General features: G+C 61.2%; 9 protein-coding genes. 1 reads left to right on the top strand and 8 read right to left on the bottom strand.

Translation table 11 applies throughout. The features are described 5' to 3' along the window. Nucleotides 1-34 precede the first annotated feature (34 nt). Both VGK14_RS02215 and VGK14_RS02220 read right to left on the bottom strand, forming a co-directional pair. Nucleotides 35-5,014 (bottom strand): 2-oxoacid:acceptor oxidoreductase family protein, encoded by a 4,980-nt coding sequence (locus tag VGK14_RS02215; protein WP_331507297.1) that lies wholly within the window; start codon nt 5,012-5,014, stop codon nt 35-37. A 10-nt stretch (nt 5,015-5,024) separates the two neighbouring features. Then, nucleotides 5,025-5,900, bottom strand: a complete 876-nt coding sequence (locus VGK14_RS02220; RefSeq protein ID WP_331507298.1) for a (Fe-S)-binding protein — start codon at nt 5,898-5,900, stop codon at nt 5,025-5,027. 142 nt (nt 5,901-6,042) lie between these two features. Between VGK14_RS02220 and VGK14_RS02225 the strand changes: the two genes are divergently transcribed. After that, nucleotides 6,043-7,035, top strand: a complete 993-nt coding sequence (locus VGK14_RS02225) for a LysR family transcriptional regulator (RefSeq protein ID WP_331507299.1) — start codon at nt 6,043-6,045, stop codon at nt 7,033-7,035. 9 nt (nt 7,036-7,044) lie between these two features. Here the strand turns inward: VGK14_RS02225 and VGK14_RS02230 are convergent, their stop codons facing one another. The 6 genes from VGK14_RS02230 to VGK14_RS02255 form a co-directional block, all read right to left on the bottom strand. Next, entirely contained in the window at nt 7,045-8,271 is a 1,227-nt protein-coding gene (locus VGK14_RS02230; protein WP_331507300.1) for an NnrS family protein, read from the bottom strand. 15 nt (nt 8,272-8,286) lie between these two features. Continuing rightward, on the bottom strand, nt 8,287-8,802 hold the full coding sequence (locus VGK14_RS02235; protein WP_331507301.1) for a nitrous oxide reductase accessory protein NosL: 516 nt from the start codon (nt 8,800-8,802) through the stop codon (nt 8,287-8,289). Then, a complete protein-coding gene (locus VGK14_RS02240) occupies nt 8,799-9,614 on the bottom strand; it encodes an ABC transporter permease (protein WP_331507302.1) in 816 nt (271 codons plus the stop codon). Before VGK14_RS02240 ends, VGK14_RS02235 begins: the two co-directional genes overlap by 4 nt. Continuing rightward, on the bottom strand, nt 9,611-10,516 hold the full coding sequence (locus VGK14_RS02245) for an ABC transporter ATP-binding protein (RefSeq protein ID WP_331507303.1): 906 nt from the start codon (nt 10,514-10,516) through the stop codon (nt 9,611-9,613). The genes VGK14_RS02240 and VGK14_RS02245 overlap by 4 nt, the downstream gene beginning before the upstream one ends. Further along, nucleotides 10,497-11,759 (bottom strand): nitrous oxide reductase family maturation protein NosD, encoded by a 1,263-nt coding sequence (locus VGK14_RS02250; protein ID WP_331507304.1) that lies wholly within the window; start codon nt 11,757-11,759, stop codon nt 10,497-10,499. Before VGK14_RS02250 ends, VGK14_RS02245 begins: the two co-directional genes overlap by 20 nt. Nucleotides 11,760-11,768: 9 nt before the next feature. Beyond that, the coding region (locus VGK14_RS02255; protein WP_331507305.1) for a 4Fe-4S binding protein at nt 11,769-12,895 on the bottom strand (1,127 nt) is incomplete at its 5' end.

Here is a 12,895-nt window from a genome sequence, read left to right on the forward strand (position 1 = left end):
GGCAGGGCGAAGGAACGGCTGCGACAACTCATGCTCAATTGAACTTCGCCGCCCGGGCCACCAGCTTGTCCACGCCCGGCTCGCCCATGTTCCACGGCGTTCCCGGATGGATGCAGCCCGCCGTGCATTTCTCCGCTGCCTTGACGATGTCGGCGAACTTGCCGCCTTGCGGATTGATGACGATGGCCTGCTTCTGGTCGTTGTAGGCGAAGATCTTGGCGTTGATATTCATGCACTCGTCGCAGGCCGTGCATTCCGGCGAGTCGATCCAGGCGGCCTCGAAGCCGTCGGCCGATTGCGCCTGGGCGGCAATTTCCGCCGGCGCGGCAGGTTGCGGCAGGTCGGCCGAGATGCCACCCGAGATACCGAACGTCGCCAGACTGGCGCTCAACTTCTGCATCAGTTCGGCGCGCGCCTTGCTGGCGATTGCTTCCTCGTTCACCGCCTGACGATCCAGGCCGCACAGGCTCTTCAGTTGATGCCAGTAGCCGAGCCGTTCTTCGCACGAATGCACCACGTCCTGCGTGACCAACAAGCGGGTCAGGCGCTGCTTGGCATCCACGCCCCAGATGAACGGGAACTTGCCTTCGCGCTCGTCCTTGTCCAGCTTGAGGAAATCGGCCAGCGGCACCATGTCGTCGTTCCAGGTTTCCGGCGGCGCCTTCTTGAAGTGCTTGGCGAAGCGGCCTTCGGTCACCGCGAAATCGGCGAAGGTCATCGGCACCGTGAGCCTGGCCTCGTTGCCGTTCTCGTCCTTGTAGGCCAGCGTGTAGGTTGGCCAGTCTTCTTCCAGCGCCGGATTGCCGTCCAGGCTCGCGCTGCCGGCATATGAGGAGCCCTTGTCCGGGTCGTAACGGAATAGTGGGTAGGCGCGAGACTCCACCGCCAGCTTGGACTGCTGCACGGCCAGATCGTCGGCCACGCCATGCTCCGGCGGGCACACCGCATAGACATTGAGCAGCGCGGGGCGGCGGCTGTTGAGGCCGTCGATGTAGCCTTCGAGCAAATGCGTCACATTGGAGATCGAGCTTTGCAGCACGAAGCTGGTACGGTGCGCCATGCCGATCAGCGCGATTTCCTTGCGGATTTCCTGCTTGCCCTGGGTGGCCTTGCCGAACGGACTCATGTCCGCCACCTGGCCCATGAATCCCGAAGTACAGGCCTGGCCGCCGGTGTTGGAATACACCTGCGTATCCACCACCAGCACCTTGATCGGCACGCCCGACATCATCATGCGCGACAGGTTCTGGAAGCCGATGTCGTACATCGCGCCATCGCCGCCGATGGCCACGATGGGCGGGCACAGCAGCCATTCCTCGTCGCTGAACTGGCGCCAGTTGAAATGGGTGAGGAAAGCATCGTGCTCGGCCGGAACGTATGCGCCGGCCAGTTCCAGCTCGGCCGCGCGGATCGCCTTGAAGCCGTCCGCCATCTTCACCATATGGCCTTCGAACAGGCCCATCGCCACCGAGGGCGCGTCCTGGAACAGGTGCGAGGTCCACGGGAAGGGGTAGGGGTTGAACGGGAAGGTCGACGCCCATACCGAGGTGCAGCCCGTGGAATTGACCACCGCCATGTCGGAACGCGGATTGCCTTGCGCACCTGCGCCGTAGCATTGCTTGAGGTGGCGCAGGCGATCCAGCAGCTGCGACACGCGGCGCAACCAGTCCGGGTCGAGCGGCTGGCTGATCTTGCCTTCGGTCAGGTTGGCCGACAGCGAGGCCAGCGTGAGGTCGCCCTTCATACCGATCGCGCGCATCATGCCGTCGGTATCGGAGAAATCCACCGATTCCGTCACCTTCATGCGGATGTGCTTTTCCAGGCGGGCAATGAGGTCATCCACCTTCTCGATATGCGTCTTGACCCTAGGCTGCATCAGCGCCGACACGGTGGAGGTGAATAGGTGGATCGCGGTCTTTTCGCCGCAGCCCAGGCAGGCGCCGTCGCCGCCCACCATGGAGCCGTAGTTGTGCTTGTCCAGCAGCAGCGTTTCCAGTGCGCCGATTTTTTCATTCAGGTCGTCGATGCGTGAGAATTCCGGCGCGGTGGTCGGCAGTTCGCTCCAGAAATCCCACTCGCGGCGGAGCTGCTCGGTGGATTCGTCGGTCTGCGTCACCATCTTCAGCGCATCGTCCTCGCACACCTGCACGCACAGTTCGCAGCTCTTGCAGGCATAGGGGTTGATGGTGATGGAGAACAATCCGCCCGAGCCCTTGACCTTCTTTTCTCTATTGGTGTAGTAAGGCTTGGTGATCGAGAACTGGAAGTCGCCGATGGCTTCGCGCAACATCGCGAATTCCGTCGTCAGCTTGTCGTGCTCTTCCTGCGGCGCCTCGGCGAGCGTCGCGGTGATCGCCAGGTCCAGCTGCTTGCTCACGTCGGCCGCCTCGCCATCGTGTTCGATCAGCATGCGCAACTTCTTCTCCACGGTACGGCTGGCCTTGCGCAGGAAACGCGTCGGACGGGTGCGCTCGATGCGGGAGATGGCCGTATTGAACACTTCCTGCACCGTATTGACCAGGCCGGGAATCGCCATGTCCGGGCACCCGGTATAGCAGTTGCCGCAGGCGGTACAGTTTTCGGCGATCCATACCGGATGCTCGAAACGGATCTGCGTCATGTCGCGGAACACGCCGGTGGAGGCGGGGATCACCGACAAGCCGATGAACGGATCGGCGAGGTTGTCGTTGCCGCAGCCAGAGATATAGAAATTGCCGGTGCTTTCCCAGAAGCGGTGCACGTCGGCCACGCCGCCATCGCCTTCCGGCATGTGCTTGAGCATCAGCGGCAGGGCGGAAGAACCCTTCAGCGGCAGGTTGCGGCGGGTCGCGCCCACCGGCAGGGAGGGGAGCTCGCGGATCTCGGCGAAGCCGCGCCTGACTACGCGCAGGTTGTCTTCCACCACGCGCTTGCCCTTGGAGCCGAACTTGGTCTGCAGCTGGTTCTCGATTGCGGCGAACAGCTGGTCTTCGGTCAGGCTGGCGCTCTGCATCACCGGGCTGGCGGCAAAGAAGGCGCCCTGGAACACGTTGCCCTGCATGCGCAGCTGCAGTTCCGGGTTGCTGGCTTCCTCGCGCGCCACCTTGAACGCGTCGAGATAGAACACGCGGATCTGGTTGTCGGCGATGTATTTCTGAGCCGAGACTGGAAAACTCGCCCAGACTTCTTCGGGCGAAGCGAGGTTGCTCTGGATGATGAAGGTGCCGCCCTGCTTGAGCCCGGCCAGCGCATTGGTGTGGTTGAACACGTTGGGGTCGGGCGACAGCACCACGTCCACCTGGGTGTATTCGCAGTTGATGCGGATGGGTTCCGGTGCCGCCGACAGGTAATAGGTGGTCGGCTGGCCCTTCTTCTCCGAGCCGTACTTGGGGTTGGCCTTGATGTCCCAGCCCAGCAGGTCGAACAGCGTGATCGCCAGATTCTTGCCGGTGGTTACCGCGCCCCAGCCGCCGATGGAGTGCATACGCACGGCAATCGCGCCCTTGGGCAGCAGGTTGGGGTTTTCGGAGCCGTGCAAGGCCAGTTCACCGATGCGCGGATAGGCGTCCAGCAGGTTCTGCTGGGCGATTTCCTGCTTGGGGTTGGCCGGCGCGTCGCGCAGGAAGTCGATGCCGAGGTAGTAGAACTTGCGGTGCGCCCCCTCGGGCAGCATATTCTCCACGGCGGCGATGATTGCCTCCGGCTGGAAATCGCGCGAACCGAGGCCGAAGCAGCCCGAATACAGGCGCGGCATTTCCGCAGCGGGGCAGGTCGCATAGTTCGGGTATGGCTTGTCGCTATCTTTGTAGGCGCTAGCCTTTGTTGAAACTCCGCTGACCGCTCCGTTTTCCAGGCACTTGCTCATGGTGGCGCGGGTTTCGCGCATCAGCGGCAGGTCTTCTGCCAACGGCTGGTCGGTGCGTTCCAGCACCGCCACGCCCTTGCGGCCCTTGAGCAGGGCGCCGAGCAGATCGCCGGGGAAGGGGCGGAACATGACGATGGACACCACGCCCACCTTGAGCTTGCGCGTCTCGCGCAGATAATCCGCCACCGCCTGTGCCTGGATGCACATGCTGCCTTGGCCGACGATCACATAGTCGGCGTCCTGCATGTTGTAGCTCATCACGCGCGCATAGCGGCGGCCGGTCAGCTCGTAGAATTCCTGCGCGTTGCGGTCGAAGATGTCCTCGATGTGGTCGAAGAAGTAGGGGCGCTGCGCGGCCACTGCCTGCATGTAAGCGTCCTGGTTCTGTACGCCGCCGGTGGTCATCGGGTTATCGATGTCGAACGAGGCCGGGATGCGGCGGCGTTTTTCACCATAGAGCAGGCGCTGTGACGGTGTCGGGGTGTCGATGATGTCGTCGGGCCGGCCCAGGTATTCGGCGATGAGCGCCTTTTCCGGAACTAAAACAGGTTCAATCAGGTGCGTGGTGAGAAAGCCGTCCATGGCGTTGATCGCCGGCGTCAGCGACAGCTCGGCGGTCTTGCGCGCGATCATGTTGAGGTCGCAGGCTTCCTGCGCGCTGCGGCCGAACACCTGGATGAAGCCGGTATCGTCCAGGCAGTGGTAGTCATCGTGCGAGCAGTGCACGTTGAGCGTGGCCTTGGTGATCGCGCGGCTGCCGAGGTTGAGCACGTAGGGCAGGCGCTTGCCCACCGCGGCATATAGCGACTCGTGCATGAAGGCGGCGCCCTGCGACGAGGTGAAGTTCACCGCACGCAGGCCCGTCATCGCCATGCCGGCGGTGACGCCGGCGGCGGCATGCTCGGATTCCGGCTCGACGAAAATCAGCGGCCGGCCGGAGGCGTTCACATGGCCATTATTGACCGCTTCCGACCAGTACTCGCCCATTTGCGTGGAGGGGGTGATCGGGTAGGCGCCGGCCGCGTCCGAGGCCTCGCACTCGACCATGATCACCGCGGTATTGCCGTCGATGGCGTCGCGTACGCCGGGATATTTGACCGTCTTGGCCTCGCTGCTGGCGCCGGCGCCCGGCTCCATCAGGTGAAATTCCTTGAGCATTTTCTTCAGCATAGTGTTCTCCTTACAATTCCGAAATGACCGGCAGCGCTTCCTGCCGCACAATTTTCCTGGCGGCCTTGCCGCGCAAGGCCCCCTTGACGTCATCCAGCCAGACGATGGCCCCGGTCGGGCAGCGCTCGGTGGGTTTGTGTGACGCCTGCGCGTTTTGGGCGTAGTCGATCACGGCGAGATTGTTGTCGAGGCGGATCAGGCCTTCCGGCGCATCCACCACGCAGCGGCCACAGGCGGTACAGGCCACTTCGCATTGCAGCTCGGCGATGTCGCCGTCCGCGTTGTTCTTGCAGGCCACCCATAACTTGTTGGATACGGGTTGCAGCGAGAACAGATCCTTGGGGCAGATTTCCACGCAATCGTTGCAGGCAGTACATAGGTCGGCATTCACCTCCGGCAAGCCGAAGCGGTTCATCGCGATGGCGTCAAAATCGCAAACATCGGCACAGTCGGCCAAACCCAGGCAGCCCCAGGCGCAGGCCTTGCCTCCACCCCCGGCCACCGCAGCGGCGCGGCAGGAAGACAGGCCGTCGTAGCGTGCCTTCACGCTGGCTACGTGCTTGCCGCCGGCGCAGGCCAGGCGGGCGATGCGCTTTTCCTCCTGCCCCAGCTCAATGCCGAGAACCTTGGCGATCAGCTGATTCTGCGCGGGCGCATTGACCGTGCATTTGGCCGGACTCAATTCTCCCGCCACCACCCTCTCGGCAAAATTGCGGCAGCCGGCCGTACCGCAGGCGCCGCAGTTGGAGTGGGGCAGCATGTCCTCCACTTCGCCGATTTGCGGGTTTTCGTAGACGTACAAACGACGGCTGGCGAATGCCAGCATCATTGCCAGGCCGACACCCAGAAACGCCATGAACATCCCCGCGATAACCACATTGGTCATATACAGAACCCTTCAAAAACCTGATGATTTTTATCAGGTATTAATTTCTCTTTGGTGAGTGGAGGCTAATATTGTTACCGGCGTTTGACGAGTCAATTGTTTCAATGCAAAGTATTGAGAAACTTAATGATGGGAGGTAACGATGAGTCAAAATGCCAATTTTTATTACAAGAAAAACCGGATGAAACAGCTGCGCGCTTTTCAGCAGGTGGTGCGCACCGGCAGCGTGACGCTGGCTGCGGAGAAGCTATTCCTGAGCCAGCCTTCGGTATCGCTGCAATTGCAGGCATTGGAGCGGGAGCTGGGGGTTATGTTGTTCGAGCGGCTGGGCTCGACGATGAAGCTGACGCCGCACGGTGAAATCCTGTACCAGATCGCGCAGCCGCTGGTCGAGGGCATCGACCAGCTGGAAGAGACTTTTGCCGCGGCTTTCGGACGTATCGACTCGGGACAGGTGAACATCGGCGCCGGTGAATCGACGATTCTTTACATCATGCCGGAACCGGTGCGACGCTTCACCCAGGGGCACCCCAATGTCCGCCTGAAAATGCAGAACGTCACCGGCCGCGACGGTCTGCGCATGCTGCGCGCGGATGAGATCGATTTCGCCGTGGGTTCGATGCTGGAGGGGGTGGACGACATTATTTACGAGCCGGTAGTGACCTACGACCCGATGCTGATCACGCCGCTGAATCACCCGCTCGCGGGCAAAACCGACGTCACCCTGGCGGATATCGCGCCTTACGGGCTGATTCTGCCGCCGCGCCACTTATCCACCTGGCGCATCGTCGATTACGCGTTCCAGCAACAGGGCCTGAACTATACGGTGACGCTGGAGGCGGGCGGCTGGGAGGTCATCAAGAAATATGTCGAGCTCGGGCTGGGTATCTCCATCGTTACAGATATCTGCCTCACCGGTCAGGAGAAGGTGGTCAAGATGCCGCTCACCAAGTATTTCCCTCGCCGCAGCTACGGCATCGTGTTGCGCAAGGGGCGCTATCTTTCACCGCAGGCGCAACGTTTCATCGACATCATGCGTGCCTATTACGCCGAGCGTGGCGGTGCCAAGCAGGGCGGCGTACCGGAAGAAGACCCGTTGAGTGCGGTCGGGACAGCCGGGCCGGAAGGGTTTTAAACTGAATTTCTAGCCGGGGCGGCCATCCGGCCTGGGGCGCCAGTAGATCGGTGCGAAATGCCAGGCCCATAGAACAAAGCAAGCCAGCCACAGCATCGCGGCAGCAATGTATAAATATCCGCGTGCCACAAAGCCCATGCCCGGCAGGTCGGCGACGATGCGCACCGCGATCACGGCCTGGAAAACCAGGAAGAGTGCCCAGGTCAGGCGGTCGGCAGCCAGCGTGCGGCCGGAATGTCCAAGCGTGACGCGGGTGATCATCCCCAGCGCCATGGAGGCGAAATATCCCATTGTCAGCGCATGCAACGGCGCCTTGCCCAGGATGCTGTGCCCGGCCAGCAGCGCGAGACTTTGGCCGCCACTAAGCAACAGCGCCACGCCCAGCCAGGCGAAGCCGACATGCAGCATCGCCAGCAATGGCGTGCCCAGGCTATCCCTGAACCGCCAGGCTAAAGTAAGGTAGAGTGCGACTGCGGCCATCGGCAGATCGACCAGCCACAGCCAGGCGCTCAATCCCGATAGTTCCAGAATACAGTGTAGCAGGGCTCCCGACGGCACCAGCGCCAGCGGCCACATCGGCCTGACGATGCGGTAATCCGGAATCACATTGGCGGAGAAAAACGGGATCATGCGATGGCTGACGGCAAAAAATACCGGTAACAGGAACACCCAGATGCCGCCGCTTTTAGCCAGGGCGACGAGAAATGAAACATCATGCATTTCGCCGATAAACCAGCCGGCGGCCAGCAGCCAGCCTACGGTCAGCACCGTGCTGGTGATATGGGCGTGGCGCTTGTCGGGGTGCTGCGCGCGCAGGTAAACGCCGAGCAAGGCGGCGAGCGCAACGCCCCAGCCTGTGAGAAACAACAGCGCTGACAATATCAGCAAGGATTTAAACCATATTAACGCGATATAAAATATCAGAATGCCCGAAGCCAGCAGCAGCGCCGCCGGCACGTAAAAGTCGCGCTCGACTTCCTCACCGTTCATCCAGCGCGGGTAGGTGGTCATCAGGAAGCCGAAAATGAACAGCGGAAAGAAGCCATAAACCATCAGAAAAGCATGGGCGTCCGGCGGTACGACGCTCCACTGGAAGGGCTGGTAGAAGCCGCCGAAACGCCCGGCCAGATCGGCCAGCCACCACAGGATGATCAGCAATGCCTGCATCACGCCGCAGAAGAAGAACATGCGGTGCGGCGCAGCACTGAAGGTACGCCAGACTTGAATAATATTCATCGGGATGGGATGTCCTTACATGGTCTCATCGTGCACCACGCCGCCGCTCAGGCTCACCATGTCCAGCGTGACCTGATCGAAGCGCAGCACCCTGCCGCCATTGTTTTTGGCGAAGGCTTCGGCGTCGCCTTGCAGCGCGAAAGACGCCAGCGTCGGCCCCATCGAGCCGGTTTTCTTGCTGCCCAGCACATAAAACGCCGTTTTTGCGTCTATCCAGTGGCCCTGCGGCTTTTCCCAGTCGGTCTTGCCCATGTCCTGGGTGAATATCGCGGTGATGCGCCGCTTCTGTTCCGGCTGCAGATAGATCGAAAACAGCTCGAAAGTGTCGCAAAAGAAATCCGGCGCGCCGTCGGCATACTGGATCTGGCCCTTGGGACCCGGGAAATCCGCCAACACCATGCCGTCCATCGAGCAGGCGGTACCGGCCTTGATCTCCTGGGGTGCGACGGATGCGGGCTGCCTGTTGCAGGCGGCCAACGTGAAGGCAAGAGCCAGCAGCAGGGTATAACGGACAAATGCAGGCTGAATCATTTGAATCTCCATAAAGCTACGGTCAACGGCATGACGATCCAGGCGACCATCATGGACCCCAGCAGCCAGGGATTGGACAGGCTGGCCGGGAAGACGGTGGCGAGGCCGTAAAACACCTTGAGGTCTTCCATGCTGAAAATATTGAGGATACGGAAAATGTCCGCCGGGTTGAGCAACAACAGCAATGGGAACAGATCTTCGCCGAACCCGCCGCCGGACAGCACCAGCGCGCCCAGCAGGCCCAGGTCGTACACCAGCACGAACAGAAACCACACGGCGATGGCGGCGCCGCTGGCGCGGGCGCGGTCCTTGGCCATCACCGACACCATCACCGCCAGGCTGAGGAATACCATGCCGAGCAGGATCGCGCTGAGCATGAAGCCGAGATAATGATAAAGCGCGCCGCTATCAATCCGGCCGGCCAGCAGCAACCCCGCCAGCCCGAACCCCGCCAGCGTGGCGCAGGCTAGCGCCGCGGACAGTCCGCTGAACTTGCCCAGCAGCAACTCCAGGCGCGTGATCGGCATTGACAGCAGCAGGTCCAGCGAGCCGCGCTCGCGCTCGCCGACGATGGCATCGTAGCCCAGGATCAGCGCGATCAGGGGGATCAGGTAAATCACCAGGCTGACCAGGCTGGCGATAGTGACTTCGATGCTGCGGAAGCCGACTTCGCCTTGCTGCGCGGCGCCGAAATAAGCGATGGCGAGTGCGAACAGCGTAAATATGACCGATACCGCGATCACCCAGCGGTTGCGAATACGGTCGCGGAATTCCTTGGCGGCGACAACCCTGATCTGCGCGAGTTCTATCATGCTGCATACCCCAGAAACACGTCTTCCAGCGAAGGCTCCTTCACCACGATATCCTCGACGCTATCGCCCAGTGTCGCCAGCCGGCGCAAAAGGGCCATTTTCACCGGACGCCGACAGCTGATCGTGACATTGGGACCCTCTACGACCAGCGCTTCGACGGCAATGCCTTGCAAGGCATGTTCCACCATTGCGGACGCTACGGTACGCAGCCGGATCGTGAGCGGCAGATCGACTTCTTCACGCAACTCCTGCACCGTACCCAGGGCATGCAGTTTTCCGGACTTCAACACCGCCAGGCGCTGCACGCGTTCCTGGATCTCGGACAGGATGTGAGAGGTGATCACCACCGTCAGGCCTTGCGCGTTGAGTTCCTGCAGCACCTGGTAAAACTCGCGGATACCCTCTGGGTCGAGCCCGGTGGTGGGCTCGTCCAGAAACAGGAGGCGCGGCTTGCCCAGCAGCGCCTGGGCGAAGCCGAGACGCTGGCGCATACCCTTGGAATAACCGTCCACGCGCCGGTTGGCGGCGCGCGCGAGGCCCACCTTTTCCAGCAGCGGCAGGCAGCTTTCATGGGCGCAGCCCTTGAGCGAAGCGAAAAACTGCAGCGTTTCCAGACCGGTCAGGTTGTCGTAGAACACCACGTTTTCCGGCAGGTAGCCTATCGTGCGGCGCAGCTCGCGGAACGCGGCTCCGCGCACCGGCGTACCGTTGATCCGGATTTCTCCGGCAGAAGCCGGGATTAGTCCCAGCATCATCTTGAACAGCGTGCTTTTACCGGCGCCGTTATGCCCGATCAGGCCCAGGGTTTCACCTCGATGCACGGTAAGCGATATTCCATCTACGGCAAGCACTTCGCCGTAATACTTAAAGACATTTCTGAGCTCAATGACGTTGTTTTTCAAGCCAGTCGCTCCAGTGTTTATTGAACGGCAACATGCGCGGATGAAGGTCCACCACGCTGGTGGCGCGCAACAGCGGAAATTGCCGCGCGACCAGCCGCAGCGTCTGCACCGCCGGGCTATTCAGCAGCAGCTTGGCCGCTGGGTATTTCCAGGTAAGGCGATCGACCAGGTCGTTGGCCTCGTAGGGCACATCGCCGATGCCGTCGCCGTTGCGGTCCCAGCCTACGTAATTGCTCCAGTAGTTGCCTTGCTTTCCGCCCCAGTACTCGTCCCTGGACGCAACGTACTTGATTTGCGCACGATTGTCGATGAGATCGTTGCCTTCGACCTCGTTATGAATCGAGCCGGCCCATAGATGGATGCCGGTGCGATTGCCGATAACCAGATTGCCGCGCAACACATTGTATTCCGCGTCATAAATAAAAAAACCGCGGCCATTGCCGGCGACGATATTGTTCTCGATCACCGAATCCTGGATCGTGCGCAGCATGATGCCATGGTCGGAGTTGCCCCAGGCGCGGTTGTTGCGGACGATCTGGTTGCGCACTTCCATCAGCGCCAGCCCTCCGCGGTTGAGATAGCTCTCGTTATTTTCCCAGACATTGTTGTTGGAATTCATGTAATGCGTGCCATAGCGCAAGTGGTGCAGACGGTTGCCGCGAAACAGCGCGTGATCGGAGACATCCACATAAATGCCGTCGCGGGTGAAACTGATGTGGTTGCCTATGATCTGCGCATCGCGGCTGTTGTAGAGCTGGATGCCGTTGCCGCGCTGGGCCGAGGCCAGGTCGCGCATGCCGGTGATGTTGTTGGCTATCACTTGCACGTCCTTGACCTTTTCGATCCACAGGCCGAACAGCGTGTAATTGACGACATTATCCCGAATGACGGCGCGGTCGCTGCCGGGTTCGAGATAGATGCCGGCGTTCTGGGCGGTGAGATCGGCTCCGCTGTTACGAATGATGAAGCCTTCGATGGTGACGTCGGGCGATTGGACGCGGATTACGTCGCCGCTGTGCTCGCCATCCAGCGTCGGCCGGTTCAGCCCCTTGAGCGTGAGCGGTTTGACGATCACCAGGTGCACCGGATAATGGCCGCGCTCGACCACGATGGTATCGCCGCTGGCCGCGCGCTGGGCCGCGGCGGCAATGGATTCGCCCGCGTGGACGGTCAACTCCTTGGCACGGGCACTGCCGACGCAGAGCAGCAGCGTACAGCACAGGCCGGCTAACAAGCGTTTCATCGTGGCAGATTAACTCTTCGGCGCGCTTTTTTGAACACGGCCTATGCTCGCCACCGGGATAAAATAGCCCTGCGGGGAAATCGGCGTCAGCGGCAGGCCTGCCTTGGTCCGGGTCCTGCGTTCCTTGGAGAGCGGTGGGCAGCTATGGTCATCGTAATACAGAATCTGGCACTCGAGGCACAGCAGGCATTCCCGCTGGTCGATCCTGCCCTGGTCGTCGATGGCGAGCGATCCGCAGCCCTTTTGGCAGGCGTGGCAGGTGACGCATTCGGCCTTCCGTTTCAGGCCGATGCGGCGGAAGGTGGTGGGAATGGCAAGCCCCGCGCCCAGCGGGCACAGATACTTGCAAAAAGGCCGCTCTACAAAGAGCGCCAGACCAAACAGGGCTACCCAGTACAGCACGAACGGCCAGGAACGGTGCCACACCCCGCCTACTAGGAAAGTCGATTTGAAGGGTTCCACTTCGGCCATCTTTTCCGCGGAACCGATTGAGTAAAACGAAACGCCAACCAGAAGTGCAAAAACGCCGTATTTCATCCACTTGAGTTTGTTGTGCAGGGGTAGCGGCAAGTGGAACTGGAAACGCTTTAGTCCGAGCGCACCGCCTACCTTGTAGGCCAGCTCGCTCAACGCGCCGTAAGGGCATAGCCAGCCGCAAAACAGCCCGCGCCCCCAGATGAACACCATGATGATGATGAACCACCAGAAGATGAAAATCAGCGGGTCGGAGAGAAAGAGCTCCCATTTCCACTGGTAGACCAGCGAATGCAGCCAGGTGAGCACATGGGTGATGCTTGGCTGGGCCAATCCGTAAAAGCCCACAAAGCCCACGCTGCTCGCCCATATCGCGTATTTTGGAACGTCCACCCAGCGCGTGTCCTTGCGGGTGGCGCGGCGTACCAGCTTGTCGCGCAGCGCATAAACCGTGGCGGTCGCGCCGAGCAGCAGCACAAACAATGCGATCTCTAGCTTCTTTGCCTTCCAGATGCGCAGCCAGGTCGGATCCGGCTTGACCACCGTCGGCCGGCCGCCTTCCAGATAGCGTGCATCCAGCCAGTATTCGCGGTCGAAGTTGGCGAAGGTCTTGGTGCCGGTCTGCTTGTCCACCCTGTTGCCGAGAAACACCAGGCTCCATG

The organism is Novimethylophilus sp., from assembly GCF_036504375.1.
Classification (GTDB): Bacteria; Pseudomonadota; Gammaproteobacteria; order Burkholderiales; family Methylophilaceae; genus Novimethylophilus.